The sequence below is a fragment of the Plantibacter sp. CFBP 13570 genome (assembly GCF_014841395.1).
Classification (GTDB): domain Bacteria; phylum Actinomycetota; class Actinomycetes; order Actinomycetales; family Microbacteriaceae; genus Plantibacter; species Plantibacter auratus.
On sequence record NZ_JACYTW010000007.1, the window covers coordinates 19,882 to 40,301 of the forward strand.

17 protein-coding genes are annotated in these 20,420 nt (G+C 68.7%); 9 read left to right on the plus strand and 8 right to left on the minus strand.

The genetic code is table 11. The annotated features are described in order from the left end of the window. The first annotated feature begins 190 nt into the window (after positions 1-190). The 4 genes from IFT89_RS04085 to IFT89_RS04100 all read left to right on the plus strand — a co-directional run bounded on the left by IFT89_RS04085 (position 191) and on the right by IFT89_RS04100 (position 6,531). Positions 191-3,010, plus strand: coding sequence for an aconitate hydratase (locus IFT89_RS04085; RefSeq protein ID WP_202938311.1), 2,820 nt, complete (start codon positions 191-193; stop codon positions 3,008-3,010). A gap of 143 nt (positions 3,011-3,153) precedes the next feature. After that, positions 3,154-5,118: a 1-deoxy-D-xylulose-5-phosphate synthase gene (dxs, locus tag IFT89_RS04090; protein ID WP_202938312.1), complete on the plus strand. Its 1,965-nt coding sequence runs from the start codon at positions 3,154-3,156 to the stop codon at positions 5,116-5,118. A 55-nt stretch (positions 5,119-5,173) separates the two neighbouring features. Further along, positions 5,174-5,557 (plus strand): MerR family transcriptional regulator, encoded by a 384-nt coding sequence (locus tag IFT89_RS04095; RefSeq protein ID WP_191941081.1) that lies wholly within the window; start codon positions 5,174-5,176, stop codon positions 5,555-5,557. Further along, entirely contained in the window at positions 5,554-6,531 is a 978-nt protein-coding gene (locus tag IFT89_RS04100; protein ID WP_124769310.1) for an aldo/keto reductase, read from the plus strand. Before IFT89_RS04095 ends, IFT89_RS04100 begins: the two co-directional genes overlap by 4 nt. A gap of 105 nt (positions 6,532-6,636) precedes the next feature. Here the strand turns inward: IFT89_RS04100 and IFT89_RS04105 are convergent, their stop codons facing one another. The 4 genes from IFT89_RS04105 to IFT89_RS04120 all read right to left on the minus strand — a co-directional run bounded on the left by IFT89_RS04105 (position 6,637) and on the right by IFT89_RS04120 (position 11,895). Continuing rightward, a complete protein-coding gene (locus IFT89_RS04105; protein WP_202938313.1) occupies positions 6,637-8,778 on the minus strand; it encodes a 3-hydroxyacyl-CoA dehydrogenase NAD-binding domain-containing protein in 2,142 nt (713 codons plus the stop codon). Then, complete coding sequence (locus IFT89_RS04110; RefSeq protein ID WP_202938314.1) at positions 8,779-9,984, minus strand: thiolase family protein; 1,206 nt, start codon at positions 9,982-9,984, stop codon at positions 8,779-8,781. A gap of 74 nt (positions 9,985-10,058) precedes the next feature. Further along, complete coding sequence (locus IFT89_RS04115; RefSeq protein WP_192017970.1) at positions 10,059-11,306, minus strand: HRDC domain-containing protein; 1,248 nt, start codon at positions 11,304-11,306, stop codon at positions 10,059-10,061. Next, positions 11,299-11,895 (minus strand): DUF3000 domain-containing protein, encoded by a 597-nt coding sequence (locus IFT89_RS04120; protein ID WP_079002473.1) that lies wholly within the window; start codon positions 11,893-11,895, stop codon positions 11,299-11,301. Before IFT89_RS04120 ends, IFT89_RS04115 begins: the two co-directional genes overlap by 8 nt. 25 nt (positions 11,896-11,920) lie before the next feature. Here IFT89_RS04120 and IFT89_RS04125 point away from each other — a divergent pair, with 25 nt between their 5' ends. Beyond that, entirely contained in the window at positions 11,921-13,177 is a 1,257-nt protein-coding gene (locus tag IFT89_RS04125) for an alpha/beta hydrolase family protein (RefSeq protein ID WP_079705892.1), read from the plus strand. A gap of 16 nt (positions 13,178-13,193) precedes the next feature. On the opposite strand, the gene IFT89_RS04130 is transcribed toward IFT89_RS04125, so the two are convergent. Continuing rightward, complete coding sequence (locus IFT89_RS04130; RefSeq protein ID WP_194600744.1) at positions 13,194-13,628, minus strand: SufE family protein; 435 nt, start codon at positions 13,626-13,628, stop codon at positions 13,194-13,196. Between the two features lie 83 nt (positions 13,629-13,711). Then, positions 13,712-14,614, minus strand: coding sequence for a sulfurtransferase (locus tag IFT89_RS04135; protein ID WP_202938315.1), 903 nt, complete (start codon positions 14,612-14,614; stop codon positions 13,712-13,714). Positions 14,615-14,750: 136 nt separating this feature from the next. Here IFT89_RS04135 and zapE point away from each other — a divergent pair, with 136 nt between their 5' ends. The 3 genes from zapE to IFT89_RS04150 all read left to right on the plus strand — a co-directional run bounded on the left by zapE (position 14,751) and on the right by IFT89_RS04150 (position 17,884). Further along, complete coding sequence (gene zapE / locus IFT89_RS04140; RefSeq protein ID WP_138947040.1) at positions 14,751-15,812, plus strand: cell division protein ZapE; 1,062 nt, start codon at positions 14,751-14,753, stop codon at positions 15,810-15,812. A 198-nt stretch (positions 15,813-16,010) separates the two neighbouring features. Then, a complete protein-coding gene (locus tag IFT89_RS04145) occupies positions 16,011-17,240 on the plus strand; it encodes an ammonium transporter (protein ID WP_085510852.1) in 1,230 nt (409 codons plus the stop codon). A 98-nt stretch (positions 17,241-17,338) separates the two neighbouring features. Beyond that, positions 17,339-17,884, plus strand: a complete 546-nt coding sequence (locus IFT89_RS04150; protein WP_229938858.1) for a type II toxin-antitoxin system PemK/MazF family toxin — start codon at positions 17,339-17,341, stop codon at positions 17,882-17,884. A 19-nt stretch (positions 17,885-17,903) separates the two neighbouring features. Here the strand turns inward: IFT89_RS04150 and IFT89_RS04155 are convergent, their stop codons facing one another. Continuing rightward, positions 17,904-18,227, minus strand: a complete 324-nt coding sequence (locus tag IFT89_RS04155) for a hypothetical protein (protein ID WP_086473317.1) — start codon at positions 18,225-18,227, stop codon at positions 17,904-17,906. A gap of 203 nt (positions 18,228-18,430) precedes the next feature. On the opposite strand from IFT89_RS04155, the gene IFT89_RS04160 reads away from it, so the two are divergent. Continuing rightward, the gene (locus IFT89_RS04160; protein WP_202938316.1) at positions 18,431-19,642 is read left to right on the plus strand and encodes an MFS transporter; all 1,212 of its coding nucleotides are present in this window, start codon (positions 18,431-18,433) and stop codon (positions 19,640-19,642) included. A gap of 33 nt (positions 19,643-19,675) precedes the next feature. Here the strand turns inward: IFT89_RS04160 and IFT89_RS04165 are convergent, their stop codons facing one another. Beyond that, positions 19,676-20,398, minus strand: a complete 723-nt coding sequence (locus tag IFT89_RS04165) for an HAD family hydrolase (protein WP_202938317.1) — start codon at positions 20,396-20,398, stop codon at positions 19,676-19,678. Between the last annotated feature and the right edge of the window lie 22 nt (positions 20,399-20,420).

A 20,420-nucleotide genomic window follows, 5' to 3' on the forward strand; every position in this document is an offset into this window, starting at 1 on the left:
TCGGGAGGACCCGATCCTCGATGCTAGAATTGTCTCGACATCAAGATAGATGAGCGATGCCGAGATGACACGACGCGCCCCAGCCTGTAGTTAGGCAAGCCTTGCTAGCCGCGGAGCACCCGCCAGCAGCAAGATTGGTCGGAACGCACGTGAGTGAGCACTCGCCGCCGCCAACGAAGGAGAAGACGATATGTCCACCGTGAACAGCTTCGGGGCGAAAGACACCCTGACTGTCGGGACGACCGACTACGAGATCTATCGCATCGACACGGTGGAGGGTCACGAGAAGCTGCCGTTCAGCCTCAAGGTGCTCCTCGAGAACCTGCTGCGCACCGAGGACGGTGCCAACATCACCGAGGCGCACATCCGCGCGATCGGCGACTGGGTTCCGACCGCGGACCCCGACACCGAGATCCAGTTCACCCCGGCTCGCGTCGTCATGCAGGACTTCACCGGCGTGCCGTGCATCGTCGACCTCGCCACCATGCGCGAAGCGGTCGAGGCACTCGGCGGCTCCGCCGACAAGATCAACCCGCTCGCCCCGGCCGAGATGGTCATCGACCACTCGGTCATCGCCGATCTCTTCGGCAGTGAGAACGCGCTCGAGCGCAACGTCGAGCTCGAGTACGAGCGGAACGGCGAGCGGTACCAGTTCCTCCGCTGGGGCCAGACGGCGTTCGACGACTTCAAGGTCGTCCCGCCGGGAACCGGCATCGTGCACCAGGTCAACATCGAGTACCTCGCCCGCGTCACCATGACGCGCGAGGTCGGCGGCGTCCTGCGCGCCTACCCCGACACCTGTGTCGGCACCGACTCGCACACGACCATGGTCAACGGCCTGGGCGTGCTCGGCTGGGGCGTCGGCGGTATCGAGGCTGAGGCTGCCATGCTCGGCCAGCCCGTGTCGATGCTCATCCCGAAGGTCGTCGGCTTCAAGCTGAACGGCTCCATCCCGACGGGCGTCACCGCGACGGACGTCGTCCTCACCATCACCCAGATGCTCCGCAAGCACGGCGTCGTCGGCAAGTTCGTCGAGTTCTACGGAGCAGGCGTCGCCGAGGTGCCGCTCGCGAACCGCGCCACCATCGGCAACATGAGCCCCGAGTTCGGCTCGACGGCCGCCATGTTCCCGATCGACGACGTCACGCTCGACTACCTGCGCCTCACCGGTCGCAGCGACGAGCAGATCGCGCTGGTCGAGGCCTACGCCAAGACCCAGAAGCTGTGGCACGACGCCGACCAGGAGCCGGTCTTCAGCGAGTACCTCGAACTCGACCTCGCCACCGTCGTCCCGTCGATCGCCGGCCCGAAGCGTCCGCAGGACCGCATCGAGCTGACGGACGCGAAGGCTCAGTTCGAGCGCGACCTCGTCGACTACGCCACGGTCGAGCACGACATCGTCGACCTCGTCGGCGCCGGTTCCTTCCCCGCCTCCGACCCGGCCGGCACCACGCCGCAGGACGAGGACGAGAACAACCACCACCACCACACGCACCGCAGCCACGCTCCGGCGTCCCTCTCGAAGCCGACCCAGGTCACCCTCGAGGAGAACGGGGTCGACTTCACCCTCGACCACGGTGCCGTCGCGATCGCCGCGATCACCTCGTGCACCAACACCTCGAACCCGTCGGTCATGCTGGCCGCAGGCCTCCTGGCCCGGAACGCCAGCAAGAAGGGCCTGAAGGCGAAGCCGTGGGTCAAGACCACGCTCGCTCCGGGTTCCAAGGTCGTCACCGACTACTACGCGAAGGCCGGTCTCACCGAGTACCTCGAGGACCTCGGCTTCTACACGGTCGGCTACGGCTGCACGACCTGCATCGGCAACTCCGGTCCGCTGCTCGACGAGATCTCGACCGCCGTCCAGGACAACGACCTCGCCGTCACCGCCGTCCTCTCGGGCAACCGCAACTTCGAGGGCCGGATCAACCCGGACGTCAAGATGAACTACCTGGCGAGCCCGCCGCTCGTCATCGCCTACGCCCTCGCGGGGTCGATGAACTTCGACTTCGAGGTCGACGCCCTGGGTGTCGACGCCGACGGCAACGACATCTTCCTGAAGGACATCTGGCCCGACGCGGCAGAGGTCCAGGACACGATCGACACCTCCATCAACAAGGAGATGTTCGACCACGAGTACAGCGGCGTCTTCGACGGCGACGAGCGCTGGCGTTCGCTCCAGACCCCCGAGGGCTCGACCTTCGAGTGGGACGAGGAGTCGACGTACGTGCGGAAGCCCCCGTACTTCGACGGCATGACCATGGAGACGACCCCCGTCTCCGACATCGTCGGTGCCCGCGTCCTCGCGAAGCTCGGCGACTCGGTCACGACCGACCACATCAGCCCGGCCGGCAACATCAAGGCCGACTCGCCCGCAGGCCGGTACCTCGAGGAGCACGGCGTCGGTCGTAAGGACTACAACTCCTACGGCTCGCGCCGCGGCAACCACGAGGTCATGATCCGCGGCACGTTCGCGAACATCCGCCTGAAGAACCAGCTGCTCGACGGCGTGGAGGGCGGCTACACCCGCGACTTCACGCAGCCCGATGCACCGCAGTCCTTCATCTACGACGCGTCGCAGAACTACCAGGCCGAGGGCACGCCCCTCGTCATCTTCGGTGGCAAGGAGTACGGCTCCGGTTCCTCTCGAGACTGGGCGGCCAAGGGCACGAGCCTCCTCGGTGTCAAGGCGGTCATCACCGAGAGCTTCGAGCGCATCCACCGCTCGAACCTCATCGGCATGGGCGTCGTCCCGCTGCAGTTCCCGGAAGGCGAGAGCTGGGCCTCCCTCGGACTCGACGGCACGGAGATCGTGTCGATCGCCGGTCTCGAGGAGCTCAACAACGGCACCACGCCGAAGACGGTCCGCGTGAGCGCCGTCCCGAGCGAGCACTCGGCCCCCGGCAAGGAGCCGGTCGAGTTCGACGCGGTCGTCCGCATCGACACGCCAGGTGAAGCCGACTACTACCGCAACGGCGGCATCCTGCAGTACGTGCTCCGCAGTCTCGTCTGACGACGAGGCTCTACCACCAGGCCGGTCCCGACAGCAACCGTCAGGGCCGGCCTGCGGCGTTCGCCGCCCACCCCGCCCACGACGCGTACACTCGAAAGACGGGCTCCGAGCGATCGGTCGGCCCACGGTGGAGGGACGACAGCGTGACAGTGCTCGATCAGGTGAACGGACCCCGGGACCTCGACGGCCTCTCCGAGGCGGAACTCGTCGAACTCGCCGGTGACATCCGCGCCTTCCTCATCGCGAACGTCTCGAAGACCGGCGGACACCTCGGTCCGAACCTCGGCGTCGTCGAGCTCACGATCGCGATGCACCGGGTGTTCGACTCCCCGACGGACCCGATGGTGTTCGACACCGGTCACCAGTCCTACGTCCACAAACTCCTGACCGGCCGTCAGGAGTTCTCCGGACTCCGGACCCGCGGCGGTCTCGCCGGCTACCCGCAGCGTTCCGAATCCGAGCACGACATCGTCGAGAGCTCGCACGCCTCGAGCTCGCTCAGCTGGGCGGACGGTATCTCCCGCGCCTTCCAGATGACCGGGCAGGACGAGCGCCATGTGGTGGCGGTCGTCGGCGACGGCGCGCTGACGGGCGGCATGACCTGGGAGGCGCTCAACAACATCAGCGACGACAACACCCGCCGGCTCGTCATCATCGTCAACGACAACGGCCGGTCCTACGCGCCGACCATCGGCGGTATGGCGCGGTTCCTGAGCGGTGTGCGGACCCGCCGGAGCTATCGCGATCTGCGCGAGCGCAGCCAGCGGGCCTTCAACCTCCTCGGCGGTCCGGGACGCGCGCTCTATCGGGGCGTCCGCGGAGGTGCCCACGGGTTCCTGTCCCGCCTCACGAACAACGAGGCGCTCTACTCCAACCTCGACATCGAGTACATCGGGCCGGTCGACGGACACGACATCCACGCGATGGAGGAGGCCCTGACCCAGGCGAAGCACTACGGCGCACCGGTGATCGTCCACGCGATCACCGAGAAGGGTCGTGGGTTCCAGCCGGCACGGGACGACGACGCCGATCAGTTCCATGCCGTCGGGGTGATCGACCCCGAGACCGGGGAGCCCGTCGGGGCGGCCGCCCGCCCGTCCTGGACGGCCGTGTTCAGCGAGGAGATGCTCGCGGTGGCCGAGGCCGACGACCGCGTCGTGGCCATCACGGCCGCCATGCTGCGACCGGTCGGGCTCCACGCCTTCGCCGAACGCTTCCCCGAGCGCGTGCACGACGTCGGTATCGCCGAGCAGCACGCCTTCACCTCGGCGGCCGGGCTCGCCTTCGGTGGACTGCACCCGGTGGTGGCCGTGTACGCGACGTTCGTGAACCGTGCCTTCGACCAACTGCTCATGGACGTCGCGCTGCACCGTGCGGGGGTCACGGTCGTCCTCGACCGCGCCGGAGTGACCGGCCCCGACGGACCGAGCCACCACGGCATCTGGGACCTCGCGATCCTGCAGGTCGTCCCGGGTATCCGGATCGCGGCACCGCGTGATGGCGAGCGGCTGCGCGAGGAACTGCGCGAAGCCGTGTCGATCGACGACGCCCCGACCGTCATCCGGTTCCCGAAGGGCAGCGCCCCCGCCGAGCTCCCGGCCGTCGAGCGTCTCCACGACGGTGTCGACGTCCTCCGGACGACCGAGCAGCCGGACGTCCTCATCGTCGCCGTCGGCCCGATGGCGCCCATCGCGATCGACGTGGCGGACCGACTCGCCCAGCAGGGCATCGGCGCGACCGTCGTCGACCCCCGCTGGGTGGTCCCCGTCGCCGAATCGCTCGTCGAGCTCGCCGCGGCGCACCGGCTCGTGATCACCATCGAGGACGGCATCCGCGTCGGAGGTATCGGCACCCGCATCAGGCAGACCCTCCGCGAGGCCGGCGTCGACACGGCCGTGGACGAGCTCGGCGTGCCGGACGAGTTCATCGACCACGCGTCCCGCGAGCAGATCCTCGAGGATGCGGGCCTCACGGCGCAGCAGATCGCCCGCGACGTCGTGGCACAGGTCCTCGGCAGCCGGATCCCCGTGGCCCGCCCACTGCCTGACGACCGCGTCGAGCAGGACACGTCTTCGGAGCGGAGCACGACGAGGCCGCACGGCGCCTGACCGCGGGCTGTGGCGCGCTTGACTTCGAGTGCACTCGAAGTCGTATCGTGTGGACATGACCACTCTCCACGAGGGCTACGCCATCTCCGACGTCGCCGAACAGACCGGACTGAGCGTCCACACGCTCCGGTACTACGAGCGCGCAGGGCTCATGCCACGTCCGATCGGCCGCAGCTCATCGACGCACCGCCGCTACAGCGAGGGCGACGTGTCCTGGGTCGTGTTCCTGACGAGGCTCCGATCGACGGGCATGCCGATCGCGACGCTCCGCGAGTACACGGTGTTGGCTCAGCGCGGTGACGACACCGCCGAGGCGAGGCTCGAGCTGCTGCTGCGGCATCGGATCTCGTTCCTGGCCCGCCTCGAGGAGATGCAGCAGTCGCTGGAGGTCATCGATCGCAAGATCGAACTCTACACAGAACAGGTGGCAACACGATGAAGCACATCACACTCGGCACAGCCGGACCAGACATCGCCCGGATCGGCCTCGGCTGCATGGGGATGTCGGCGTTCTACACCGGTGCCGCCCTCGACGATGCGGCATCCACCGCGACGATCCACCGCGCCCTGGACCTCGGCGTCACCTTCTTCGACACCGCTGAGATGTACGGTCCCTACCTCAACGAGGAACTGCTCGGCGCTGCACTCGGGTCACGCAGGGACGAGGTTACCCTCGCGACCAAGTTCGGGACGATCCGCAATTCCAGTGACGGACAGTTCGGCGCAGATGGCAGCGCCGCGAACGTGCGCCTATCGATCGAGGGATCGCTGCGCCGGCTCGGGACCGACGTCGTGGACCTCTACTACCTCCACCGCGTGGATCCGGGTGTTCCCATCGAGGAGACGGTGGGCGCACTCTCGGAGCTCGTCACCGAGGGCAAGATCCGGTACATCGGTCTGTCGGAGGCGGCTCCGGACACGATCCGGCGTGCACACGCCGTGCACCCGATCACGGCTCTGCAGACGGAGTACTCGCTCTGGAGCCGCGACCCCGAGGCGGAGATCCTGCCGACCGTCCGTGAGTTGGGCATCGGCTTCGTCCCGTACTCGCCGCTCGGTCGCGGGTTCCTCACCGGTACGATCCGATCGCTCGACGTGCTCGACGAGACCGACTTCCGTCGCGCCAACCCGCGCTTCACGGGGGACAACCTCGCTGCGAACATCGCGATTGTCGAAGAGGTCGACCGGATCGCCGCGTCGCTCGATGCGACACCGGCCCAGGTGGCGCTCGCCTGGTTGCTGGCCCAGGGTGACGACATCGCGCCGATCCCCGGCACGAAGCGGATCCCGTACCTCGAGGAGAACCTCGGCGCCGACGAGCTCTCCCTGTCGGCCGACGCGCTCGCTCGACTCGACGCACTCCGTCTCCCTGCCGGCGACCGGTATCCGGACATGAGCACCGTCAACCGCTGAGCTCCGGCAGGCGCTGAGGGCCGGCGTCGCTCGAGGCTCAATCATGAGAGCGGGGTGCCGTCCACCGATGGTGGAGGACACCCCGCTCTCGCGACACCGCGCGGACTACGCCTGGACGCCCCGGATGGGCGGGTGGTGGAAGGTGTCGCCGAAGGCACGCTCGCTCGCACCTACGCGGTCCAGGTACGGCGTCGCTCCGCCGTCCTGGAACGGCCAACCCGCACCGAGGATGAGCCCGAGGTCGATGTCCTGGGCGGCTGAGACGACGCCCTCGTCCAACATGAGCTTGATCTCCGACGCGAGGCCGTCCTCGACCCGTCGCAGGATCTCGTCCTCGCTGAGCGGGCTGTCGCCCGTGACGAGCACCTTCTGGGCCTGCTTCGTGAAGCCGGTCACCTTGCCGCCCTTGTCCTTCTCGACGACCGAGTCCAGGCCGGCGAGCCGGTGGAGGTTCTCCGACGCGAAGAACCGGTCGGGGAACTTCCCGACCATCGTGTCCTGCACGTGCGCGGCGACCTTCCAACCGACGAGGTCGATGAGCTGGAAGGGCGTCATCGGCAGGCCGATGGGCGCGAAGGCACGTTCGACCGTCAGCAGCGGGGTGCCGGCGTCCAGGGCGTGCGCCGCCTCACCCATGACCTTCGCCAGGAGTCGGTTGACGATGAAGCCGGGAGCGTCGGCGGTGAGGATGGCGCTCTTCTTCAGCTTCGCCGCGGTGGCGAAGGCCGTCGCGAGCGTCTCGTCGTCCGTCTGGGGTGTGCGGACGACCTCGAGCAACGGCATGACGGCGACCGGGTTGAAGAAGTGGAAGCCGACGAGCCGCTCGGGGTGCGCGAGCTTCGCCCCGATCTCCTCGACGGAGAGCGAGGAGGTGTTCGTTGCGAGGACCGCCTGCTCCGAGACGTACTGCTCGACCTCGGCGAACACGCTCTGCTTGACGCCGACCTCTTCGAAGACGGCCTCGATGACCCAGTCGCAGGCCGCGAAGTCGGCCTTGTCCGTGGTGCCGGACAGGAGCGCCTTCAGGCGGTTCGACTCGTCGGGGGAGATGCGCCCCTTCCCACGGAGGGTGTCGATCTCGCCGTGGATCCGGGCGACGCCGGCGTCGACGTGGCCCTGGTCGAGGTCGGTGAGGACCACCGGCACCTGGAGTCGCCGGAGGAAGAGCAGCGCGAACTGGCTCGCCATGAGCCCGGCACCGATGATGCCGACCTTCGTGACACGCCGGGCGAGCTGCTTGTCGGGCGCTCCTGCCGGGCGCTTGGCGCGCTTCTGCACGAGGTCGAACGCGTACATGCTCGCCTGGAACTGGTCGCCGACGATGAGCTCGGACAGCGCCCGGTCCTCTCGCTCGAACCCCTGTGCCTTCGTGCCGCTGCGGGCGGCCTCGAGCAGGTCGAGGGCCGCGTAGGGCGACTTCGCGACCGTGCCGATCTTACTCTCGAGCATCTTGCGGGCGGTGCTGATGGCGAGCGGCCACTTGATCGTCCGCTCCACCTTGCCCGGCACGTTCTTGCGCTGCACGGTCACCGTGCCACCGAGCACCCCGTCGGCCCACCGCAAGGAGTCCTCGAGGAAGTTGGCGGACGGGAACATGACGTCCGCGATGCCGTAGGCGAGCGCGTCCTGCGCCTTGAGCATCCGGTTGTTCTTGAGCGGGTTCGAGATGACGACGTTGAGTGCGTTCTCGATGCCGATCAGGTTCGGGAGCAGGTAGGCGCCGCCCCAGCCCGGGATGAGTCCGAGGAACACCTCGGGGAGCGCGATCGCGGGCGCCGAGGCGTCGACGGTCCGGTAGTTCGCATTGAGGCCGATCTCGAGTCCGCCACCGAGCGCGAGTCCGTTGATGAAGACGAAGGTCGGTACGCCGAGGTCCTCGAGCTTGCCGAAGACGTGGTGGCCGAGCTGCGCGAGCTTGGTCGCGACCTCACGGGACGGGATGTCGCCGACCTTGCTCAGATCGGCGCCGGCCGCCAGGATGAACGGCTTGCCCGTGATGGCGACGCCGTCGATCTCGCCGGATGCGGCACGGGTCCGTTGCGCCTCGAGGACGCCGTCGAGCTCGAGCAGCGTGACCGGGCCGAGCGTGTTCGGCCTCGTGTGGTCGCGTCCGTTATCGAGGGTGATGAGCGCGATCGTGCGTCCGCTCGCCACGGTGACGTCCTTCACGAAGGAGCGCGTCACGACCTCGTCGTCGCCGCTGATCGCGACGAGCTCCGAGAAGTCGATGGTCGTGTAGTCGGTCATCTACTTGCGTCCCTTCTTGCCGGTGAAGTACGGGTTCTCCCAGATCACGGTGCCGCCCTGGCCGAGGCCGACACACATCGCCGTGAGGCCGTAGCGCACTTCGGGGTGCTCGGCGAACTGCGCCGCGAGCTGGATAATGAGGCGGACGCCGGATGCCGCGAGCGGGTGCCCGACCGCGATCGCGCCACCCCACGGGTTCACCCGCGGGTCGTCGTCGTCGATGCCGAAGTGGTCGAGGAAGGAGAGCACCTGGACGGCGAACGCCTCGTTCAGTTCGAACAGACCGATGTCCTCGATCGACAGACCGGCCTTCCGCAGCGCCTTCTCCGTGGACGGCACGGGACCGATGCCCATGATCTCGGGCTCGACGCCCGCGAACGCGAAGCTGACGAGGCGCATCTTCGGCGTGAGGCCGAGTTCCTTCGCCGTCGAGGCACTGGCGAGCAGACTCACCGTGGCGCCGTCGGTCAGCGGCGAGGCGTTGCCTGCGGTGACACGGCCGTGGGGCCGGAACGGCGTCTTCAGTCCGGCGAGCCCCTCCATCGTGGTCTCGGGACGGAGCCCTTCGTCGCCGGTGGCGAGTCCCCATCCGCTGTCGCTCCGGAGCGCGACCGGGACGAGGTCGGGCTGGATCCGTCCGGCTTCGTAGGCGGCCGCGACCTTCTGCTGACTACGCATGCCGAAGCGGTCGGAGCGTTCCTTCGTGAGCTGCGGGAACCGGTCGTGGATGCGCTCGGCCGTCTTGCCCATGTTCAGCGCGTCCTCACTGACGAGGCGCTCGGCGAGGAACCGCGGGTTCGGGTCGGCGTCCAGCCCCATGGGGTGACGCCCCATGTGCTCGACGCCACCGGCGAGGACGAGGTCGTAGGCACCGAATGCGATGCCGCTGCCGAGCGTCGTGACCGAGGTCATCGCTCCGGCGCACATGCGGTCGATCGCGAATCCGGGGACGGACTTCGGGAGGCCGGCGAGCAGCGCGGCGGTGCGGCCGAGCGTGAGCCCCTGGTCGCCCTGCTGGGTCGTCGCCGCGATGGCGACCTCGTCGATGCGGTCGAGCGGCAGCCCGGGATGACGTTCGAGCAGTCCGATGATCGCCTTGACGATCAGGTCGTCAGCCCGGGTGTTCCAATACATGCCCTTTTCGCCGGCTCGTCCGAACGGTGTCCGGACTCCATCAACGAATACGACGTCGGCTTGTTCGGCCACGTTGCCTCCTCATTCTCGGGGTACGCCCCGATCCTAGGCGGCAGACACGGGTGGACACCCGGGTGCAGCGCTTCCTACGAAGCGTCCGGGTCAGGCTCCACCGGGGATTGGGCCGACTCGACAAAGGCGTCGGTGATCGCCCGGGCGGTCGCGTCGATCTGCCAGGGGCGTGCCTCGTGCTCGGCGAGTGCCGCGGCGACCGTCTCGACGGTGAGTGGTTCGGGCGGCGTCCAGGCCAGTCGGCGCAGCGTCTCCGGCGTGAGCAGGTTCTCGACCGGCATCGTCAGGAACTCCGCCGTCGCGAGGATCTTCGTCCGTGCCGCGGTGTACCTGGCGTGCGCGTCCGGATTCTTGTCGGACCAGCTGCGCGGGGGTGGCAGCGTGTCGCTCGCTGGTCGGGCACCGGGGAGGTCCTCGGTGGTCTGGCCGGTGTGGATCGCGTTCCACCAGAGGTCGAGTTCGGTGCGGCTCGCGCGCCCACGGAAGTCCGAGAGCGCTGCGAGGTCGCGCTTCGAGCTGGGGTTGGCCTTCGCGGCCGCGGTGATCGAGGCGTCGGGGATGAGCCGCCCGGGGGCGGTGTCGCGGCGCTGCGCGAGTTCGTCACGCGCGACCCAGAGCTCGCGAGCGACGGCGAGGTTGCGTTGTCCGCGCACGGCGTGGAGTCCGGAGAGGCGGCGCCAGGGCTCGGCGCGGGGTGCCTTCGCCTCCCGGGCCAGCGTCGCCTGGAACTCCTGGCGCGCGATGTCGCTCTTCCCGGCATCCTCGATGCGGGCTGCCAGCTCCTCCGCGGCGTCGACGAGCAGTTCGACGTCGAGCGCCGCGTATTCGAGCCAGGAGGCGGGGAGCGGCCGGGTCGACCAGTCGGCGGCGGAGTGCTCCTTCGCCAGATGGATGCCCAACAGTTCCTCGACCACGGCGCCGAGCCCGACACGCGGCAGCCCGAGCAGACGGGCCCCCAGCTCGGTGTCGAAGAGCTCGCTCGGATCGATGCCCACTTCGCGGAGACAGGCGAGGTCCTGGCTGGCCGCGTGCAGGATCGACCGCTCACCCTGGATCAGGGCACCGAGTTCGGCCATGGAGCCGATGGCGGGCGGGTCGTAGAGGAAGACCCCGGCACCGCGACGGTAGACCTGGATGAGGTAGGCCCGCTGGGAGTACCGGTAGCCCGACGCGCGTTCGGCGTCGAGCGCGAACGGTCCGTGACCCGCGGCGAGCACCTCGAGTGAGGCGAGGTAGGCCTCGCGGGTGTCGGTGACGACCCGTGGTGCGGTGGGCGCGGGCGGGGGGAGGAGCGGTGCTGATTCGGGCGCCGCGTCACTCACGGTGAGCTCGTTTGACGGACAACAGGGAGACCCCTTCGGTGGTCGGAGGCAAGCCGGCGAGCATGCACAGCAGCTCTCCCCATCCTTCCACGTGCGCCGCGACGTCGCTCTCCAGCGGTGTCCAGGACGCTCGGAGCTCGATCTGTGCGCCGTCGCCCTGCCGGGCGAGCTCCCCGAAACCACTCGAGATGATCTTCGTCGCGGTGCCGGACGCCGCCTGGTAGGAGGCGCCACGGGTGTCGAGGGCGTCCACGAGCCAGGACCAGGCGACCTCGGCCAGGAACGGGTCGAGTCCGATCTCGGTCTCCAGGGGCGCCTGGGCGAAGCAGACGACGCGGAAGCGTCCACCCCAGGCGTCAGAGCCGTCCGGGTCGTAGAGGAGGACGAACCGCCCCGTACCGAGGTCGGAGTCGGCATCGTGGCGACTCGGTGAGACGTCGGCCGCGAGGGCGATGGCGAACGGCGCGAGATTGCTCGGCGCGGGGATCTCCGTGACTCTCAGATCGGGCCGGACGGCTGCAGCGCGAACAGCGTCCACCGCTCGGGCGAACTCTTCGGGAACCTTTGCCGTCGTCGGACTCTCTACCACGACTGAAGACTAGAGTTACATCCCGATGAATGGGCAGAGGCACGCCGGGCGGAGACGCGGACCCGGGTCGCAGGCAGGCGGTCGAGGAGCGGCGAGCACCGGCATCCGACGGCGGGGTTCGGCGACGGATGCGATCGTCATCGCCGGCGGAGCCGCTGCCGCCGTCGGCGCCCTCGGGCTCGCCGTCGTCGCGACCATCGCCCGCAAGGTGGTGGTCCCGGCTCGGGACCGCCCGAGTGAGGCTCGCATCGTCGGGTTGGACCGTGCCGGCGGGACGGTCGAACTCGTCGCGTCCCCGGACACAATCGTCCCCGGCCGCTACGGCAGCTGGGTGACGAGACGGGCCGCCTACGTGCAGCTGGGCGACATCCTCGAGGTGCGGCAGCACACCGTGGTCCGGACGCTCCTCGGCGGCGACGTCGACGCACTCCGCGTCGGCCAGGAGGCCGAGTTCAGCGGGTGGTTCTTCCGCCGCCCGGAGGAGCTGGGCCTCGCGCACGAGGACGTGCTCGTACCGACCCCGCTCGGGCCGGCGCCGGCGTGGGCGATCCACCCGGAGGACGGACCGTCCACCCGCTGGGCCGTCCTGGTGCACGGCCGGGGGACCACGCGATCCGAAGCGCTCCGAGCGGTGCCGAGCTTCCGCAACGCCGGGTACTCGTGCCTGCTCGTCTCCTACCGCAACGACGGCGACGCTCCGCCCGCGCTGGACTTCCGCTACGCGCTCGGCGACGAGGAGTGGCGCGACGTGGACGCCGCGATCGGCTGGGTGCGTGAACAGGGCGCCGCCGACGTCGTGCTCATGGGCTGGTCCATGGGCGGAGCGATCGTGCTCCAGGCCTCACGGCGGACGACGCACCCCGAACTCCTCCGCGCCGTCGCGCTCGATTCGCCGGTCATCGACTGGGTGGACGTCCTGCAGCACCAGGCCCGCGAGAACCGGATCCCCAGCGTGGTCGGTCGGGTCGCCCTGCTCGCCATCAGCCGCCGGTGGGGACGCCTCCTGACCGGGCAGGCGACGAGCATCGATCTCGGTCGGCTCGACTACGTCGCCAACGCCGCCGACCTCGCCTTGCCGATCCTGCTGATGCACAGTGACGACGACGGTTACGTCCCGGCGGGGCCGTCGCGGGCGCTCGCCCTCGCACGACCGGACATCGTGACGTTCGTCCCGTTCACCGTCGCCCGTCACACGAAGCTCTGGAACTACGACCCGGAGCGTTGGACCGCCGCGGTCTCGGACTGGCTCGACGAGCTCGTGCCGCTACCGCCCGGGCACTGACCGACGGGCCGACGACTCAGGCGAGTTCGCGGAGGCGGCGCTTCGTCCGGCCGAGCAGCGCCGACATCCCACGCAGCCGCAGTGGCGACACCGCCCGGGAGAGTCCGATCATCTGCGGGAAGTCGTCGGGGACGGCGAGCACCTCGTCGACGGTGAGTCCGGCGAGCCCCTGGACGAGGATGCTCGCGAACCCACGAGTGGTCGGCGCTTCCTCGGGAGCCGTGGCGAACAGGTGCACGATGCCGTCCTCGTCGATCTCGACGAAGAAGAACACGGGCGCCTGGCACTCGAGCACCCGCTCCATGAGATCGGGGTGGTCGCGGTAGCGCTCCGGGAGGTCCGGCAGCTCGTCGCTGAATTCGAGGAGCAGCTGCAGCCGTGAGCGTTCCTCGACGGCGAGGAACTCATCTCGGATCTCGGCGAGGTTCGGGGCGAGGAGGGAATCGGTCATGGTCACTCCAGTATCGCAGCCGGGAACAGCGGACCGCCCTCCCGCACAGTGCAGCCGTGCGGAAGGGCGGTGGGTGGATGAGCTCAGCGCGTCGGTGCTTCGCCCGGCTCGGCGCCCTGGACGATCGGCACGCGCACGGCGCTGCCCCATTCCGTCCAGGACCCGTCGTAGTTGCGGACGTTGTCGAACCCGAGCAGGTGCTGCAGGACGAACCACGTGTGACTCGACCGCTCGCCGATGCGGCAGTAGGCGATCACCTCGTCTCCCTCGGCGAGGCCCGCGCCGTCGCGGTAGATCGCGTCCAGCTCCTCGGCCGGCCGGAAGGTGCCGTCCTCGGCGACCGCCTTACCCCACGGGACGCTCTGTGCACTCGGGATGTGACCGGCGCGGAGCGCACCCTCTTCGGGGTAGGCGGGCGCCGTGGTGCGTTCACCGCTGTACTCCTCGGGGGAGCGGACGTCGATGAGCGGCTTGCCGAGGTGGGCGAGCACGTCGTCCTTGTAGGCGCGGAGGGCCGTGTCGTCGCGCTCCACCACGGGGTACTCGACGGCGTCGCGCTCCGTGGCTTCGCGGGTGATCGCCCGGCCGTCCGCGATCCACTTGTCGCGTCCACCGTCGAGCAGCCGGACGTCCTCGTGTCCGAAGAGGCTGAAGACCCACAGGGCGTAGGCGGCCCACCAGTTGTTCTTGTCGCCGTAGATGACGACGGTGTCGTCTCGCGAGATCCCCTTGGACCCGAGCAGCGCGGCGAACGCGGCTCCGTCGATGTAGTCGCGCTCGACCGGGTCGTTGAGGTCGGTGTGCCAGTCGACCTTCACCGAGCCGGGGATGTGGCCGGTCTCGTAGAGGAGGACGTCCTCATCGGACTCGACGACGACGAGACCGGGTTCACCCAGGTGCGCTTCAAGCCACTCCGCCGTGACGAGGCGCTCGGGGTGGGCGTAGGCGGTGAACTTGGTCGAGGTCGAATCGGCGTCGACGGTCATGGGTACCTCCGGTCGTGCAGCTGGCTGCGGTGGGGCTCGGGTGTCGTGCATCTAGGCTGGAAGCCTGTCCCTTCGACAGTACGCCGTCCGCACCACCGAACCGCACCGATGCGTCAGACGCCGTAACCCAGCACCCATGCAGAGCCAGAGGTTTGCCGTGACCACGCCTTCCGTCCCGACCGGATTCCGCAGCCTCACCGACCGTGTCCCCACGGTCAGTGGCGCCGAGATCGTCGCGAGCCTGACGCCGCCCCGGCAGTTCGAGCAGGCGAGCTTCGACTCGTACCGTCCGGATCCCGACTTCCCGGGCCAGGCGGCCGCGGTCGAGAAGCTCCGCGGCTTCTTCGCGCCTCAGGCCGGCGGCGGCGGCGGCTTCTTCGGCCGGCGGAAGTCCAAGGCGCCGGCGGCCAAGCCGGGCATCTACCTGGACGGTGGCTTCGGCGTCGGCAAGACCCACCTCCTGGCCGCGCTCTGGCACGACGCTCCCGGTCGGAAGAAGTACTTCGGCACCTTCATCGAGTACACGGCCCTCGTCGGTGCGCTCGGCTACGCGGCGGCGGTCGCGCAGCTGACGGGCGCGACGCTCATCTGCATCGACGAGTTCGAGCTCGACGACCCGGGCGACACGATGGTCATGACCCGACTGCTCGGGGAACTCGTCGCGACTGGGACGAGGATCGCGGCGACCTCCAACACGCCGCCGAACGCCCTGGGGGAGGGCCGCTTCGCCGCAGCCGACTTCCTCCGCGAGATCCAGGCCATGAGCGCCAACTTCGAGACCCTCCGCATCGACGGCACCGACTACCGCCGCCGCAGCATCGAGGGACACGCCGTGGTGAGCTCCGAGGAGCGGTTCGACGCCCGCACCGCGGAGGCGGCGGCCGCCGACCGTGACGTCACGGTCGACACCTTCGACGGTCTCATCACCCACCTCGCCGCCGTCCACCCCTCACGATTCATCGGACTGCTCGACGGCGTCGACCTGATCGCGCTCCGCGACGTCCACGAGTTGACCGACCAGGGCCAGGCGCTCCGGCTCGTCGCGTTCATCGACCGGGTGTACGACGCACAGATCCCCGTGGTCACGACCGGCACGGCCCTCGACGAGGTGTTCGGTGGCGACATGCTCAACGGTGGATACCGCAAGAAGTACCTGCGCGCGATGTCGCGCATGATCGCCCTCACCTCGATGGACTGATCGGCCCCACCTGGTCACGAAACACGCTGTTTACCTGAGCGGCACTCGCGTAACACGTCGGAAACACGCTGACAGTCGTGCGGAAACCTCCGTTCCCCAGACTGGTCGCTGTACCGAGTCGGACGGCGAGGCCGAGCTCAGCCAGTCCTCACCATCTCGGGCACCCGTTGCAAGACCACGATGTGTGAGGAAGATCCAATGGATACAGGCAGTATCGCTTGGGGAGTCACGGCAACCGCTCTGGTGCTGTTCATGACCCCCGGCGTCGCATTCTTCTACGGCGGCCTCGTGAAGGCGAAGAGCGTCGTCAGCATGATGATGATGAGCTTCGGCGCACTGGGCCTCATCAGCGTGCTGTGGATCCTCTACGGCTTCAACATGTCGGCCGTCGGCAGCCCGCTGGAGTTCGCGGGCAACCCGTTCTCCGACTTCGGGATGACCGCACTCGCGAGCGGCGAGACCGCGAACACCGACCTCGTGGGAGCGACCTATGGCGCCACCTTCGCGATCATCACGATCGCGCTGATCTCCGGCGCCATCGCCGACCGCGCGAAGTTCGGCTCCTGGATGATCTTCGCCGGCCTTTTCGCGACCATCGCGTACTTCCCGATCGCCGCATGGGTCTGGGGCGGCGGCTGGATCATGAACCTCGGCACCACGCTCTTCGGTGAGGATGCAGGCATCGGCGTCATCGACTACGCGGGTGGAACCGCGGTGCACATCAACGCCGGAGCCGCAGCCCTCGCCCTCGCCCTGGTCCTCGGAAAGCGCATCGGTTTCCAGAAGGGCATCACGAAGCCGCACAACGTGCCGCTCACCCTCCTCGGAGCCGCCATCCTGTGGTTCGGCTGGTTCGGCTTCAACGCCGGCGCCGAGTGGCTGAACGAGCTCGCGAACGTCGGACTCATCGTCGTCAACACCGTCGGGGCCACCGCGGCCGCCATCATCGGCTGGATCGTCGTCGAGAAGTTCAAGGACGGCAAGGCGACCTCGGTGGGCGCCGCCTCCGGTGCCGTCGCTGGTCTCGTCGCCATCACCCCGGCGTGCGCGAACCTGACCCCGGGTTGGGCGCTGCTCCTCGGCATCGTGGCCGGCGCCGTCTGCGCCATCGCCGTCGAGCTGAAGTTCAAGCTCGGCTTCGACGACTCCCTCGACGTCGTGGGCATCCACCTCGTCGGTGGCCTCATCGGCACCCTGTACCTCGGCTTCTTCGCGACCGAGACCGGCCTCTTCGTCGGCGGCGGCATCGAGCAGCTCGCGGTCCAGGCCATCGCCGCCTTCGCCGTCCTCATCTACTCCTTCATCGTGGCCTTCGTCATCGGCTTCGCGATCGAGAAGACGATCGGCTTCCGCGTCAAGAACGAGGACGAGATCGCCGGCGTCGACACCTCCGTGCACGGCGAAGAGGGGTACGCCCTCGTCGACTGACCTCGATCGCCTCTGCTTCGCCGAACGGGCGTCGTCCACCAGGACGGCGCCCGTTCGGCGTTCCCTGCGGTGGGCGCCGCGGACGATAGGGTGACGGCGTGTCAACCTTCACCTCGATCATCCGCCGCGTCGCGAACGCACTCCTGGGCCCCTCCACTCGCGCCGCCTCCAGTGCGGTGCGCACCGCCGGCCTCGCGACGCCACCGACCACCACCGCCGCTTCACCCGGACGCTCAGGCCGGACGGCGACGGTCGAGGTCGATCCGCGGGCGGTCGGCGCCGTGTCCATCGACTACGCCCCGGCCGTCGACGGCGATCCCGATCCCGGCGAGATCGTCTGGACCTGGGTGCCGTACGAGGAGCGCGACGGACGTGGCAAGGACCGTCCGGTGCTCATCGTGGCGCGCTCGACCGGAGGCTGGGTGCTGGCGGTGCAGCTGACGAGCAAGGATCATTCGCAGGACGGTGAGTTCGTGCCGCTCGGCACCGGCGGATGGGACAGTGCCGGCCGTCCGAGTTGGGCGAACCTCGACCGCGTCTTCCGCGTGCACCCCGACGGGATGCGGCGGGAGGCGGCTCAGGTCCCGCGTGATCGCTTCGCCCGGGTCGCCACTGGGCTCCGTTCGCGGTACGGGTGGCGCTGACCGACCTGCGACCGGTCGCTCAGGCGTACCGGTCGCTCCGTCGCGGCGCGGCGTCCCACGGCACCTGCCCGTGCTCCCAGGCGTCCGCGGAGCTCGGGGTGGCCGGTGCAGCGGACCGGCGTCCACCCGGCACGGCACGCTCCGCCTCGGCGAGCGTCGCGAACCGACCGATCAATCGGCGGTCCTCTGAACGCGGAGCCCAGGTGACGCAGCGGAAGTAGGCCGGTGCGCCGCTCGGAGCGAAGTACTTCACGAGACCGGCCGGCCGGTCGGGCACCTCCCGCATCACGATCCACTCGGCCTCGCCGATGCGGATCGGCGGGGCAGCGGGGCGATCGGACATGATTCGAACATATGTTCGATTCTGGGGGATGTCAAGGCGACACCGATGATGACGATGTGACAGGACAATCGCCGCAGTGCTGTCTCACCAGGCGGGTGGAAATGGACCGGTACTCGGCTCAGGGACGAGATCCGAGCTCGTGCATTATCGCTGTTCGGCAGAATTCCTAGGCCGATACCCCTGTCACCCAGCAAGCTGGCTGCATGTCGTCACGAGAACCGGCCCGTCTGTCGAGCCGGACAGCGTTCATCGTGGTCGCGGCGGTCCTCGGCCTGTCCTTGTGGGGGAGTGGGTCGCCCGCGATGGTCTATCCGATCTACGTCGACGAGTGGGGCGCTACCCCCGCGCTGACGACCGCCCTCTTCGCCACGTACCCGCTTGCGCTCGTCTTGGCTCTCACGGTCGGCGGCACCCTCTCCGATGCGCTTGGACGACGAAGCGTCCTCCTGGGCGGTATGAGCGTCGTAGCCCTCGGCACGCTCGTGTTCCTCATCGCGGGAGAGCTGCCGTGGCTGTTCGTCGGCCGTGCTGCACAGGGCATCGGTGTGGGTATCGGACTGAGCGCGGCCGCCGCGGCCCTGACCGACTTCAACGTGTCCGCGCGTCCCGCCAGAGCGAGTGCGGTCAACACCGCCGCGACATCGATCGGTGCCACGGTGGCGATCATGGCGGGTGGCGCACTCGTGCAATTCAGTGCAGCCCCGGCGCGGGCGCCCTTCGCGCTACTGCTCGTCGTCGTCATCGTGACGCTGGTGCTGCTCTGGTTCCTGCCCGAACGCGAGACGGTCCGTGCACCGTGGCGGCCCACGCGGCCCCATGTCCCCGTGGCGGGTAGACGCTCCTTCGTCATCGGCACTGGAACAGTGCTGAGCGCGTTCGTGATGGGCGGTGTCTTCTTGGCGCTCGGGGCCCAGATCGCGAAGGAACTCGTCGGCTCACAGAACGCGTTCGTCACGAGTCTGGCGCTCGCGAGTTGGCCACTTGCAGGGGTTCCGGCCGCGTTCGTCGCGAACCGGATACGGGTTCGAACGGCGAGTCTGATCGGTGGCGCGGCGGCCGCTGTCGGGTCCGTCCTCCTGCTCCCGGCGGCTGCGCACCACTCGTTCCCGATCTTCCTACTGGCCAGCGTGGTGAGCGGATTCGGATACGGGCTGATGTTCTCCGCAGGATTCTCACTCGTCTCCGCAGGATTCTCACTCGTCTCGGCAGCAGCTCCGGAGAAACAGCGGGCAGGTGCTCTGTCGACGATGTACCTGACGGTCTACATCGCTCAAGCTGTCGGTGCCGTCGCAATCGGCGTTGTCGCGACCAGCGCAGGGCTCGCCACGGCGCTGACGTTCGGCATGCCGGTCATCGCACTGCTCTGCGTTCTCGCGGCGGTGTGCGCGCTACCGAAGTCGAAAGAGCCGTCGTAGCGCGTCCGTGTCAGCGCTCGCCTGGGCCGTTCGCTACGGGCTCGCCAGGGCGAACGCTCGCCACGTCCCGTCCGGGGGCACGATCAGGCACGGCATCCCCAAGGCGGCAACGCCGACATCGTCGTGCGCTGAGTCGCCGATCATGAGGCAGTCCGTCGGATCGACGCCGAGGGCGTCCGCGGCCAGTCGGAAGATCCGCGGATCGGGTTTCACATAGCCGACCTCGTAGGACAGGATCACCGCGTCGAATGCAGTGGCGATACCCCATCGTTCGAGCGCGGGGCGGATGTCCAGCGCGATGTTCGAGACGATCCCGAGACGCGTCCCCGCTGCTGATGCTCGGGCGATGAAGTCGGATGCGCCTGCGTTCAACACCCATTGGTTCGGCATCACCGCGTACAGCGCTTCGGCGACGTCGATCGGTATCGCGTCGTCATGGCTCAGGGTCGAGACGAAGGCGTGCCGATGCGCGGTGGGGTCGAGGTCCCAGTCCAGAGCCGGGAACAGCCGCCTGGCTTCAACCCACACGTTTCGGATCCGCTCACGTGGGATCGCCCCCGGTGCAGGCCCACTCGCGAGCAGGTCGCTCGCTTCGTCGATCCACTCGTCCACCGACCGGACGACCGCCAACGTGTTGTGGAAGTCGAGGAGCACCGCGCTCGGGCGCACACCCGACTGGTGCGACGGTCGCGCCTCAGCCTGCCCCGTCGCGCGCACAGGCTGACCGGAAGCTCCACCACCGTTGTCGTCGCTCATCCCAGCAACCTAGCTCAGCGCC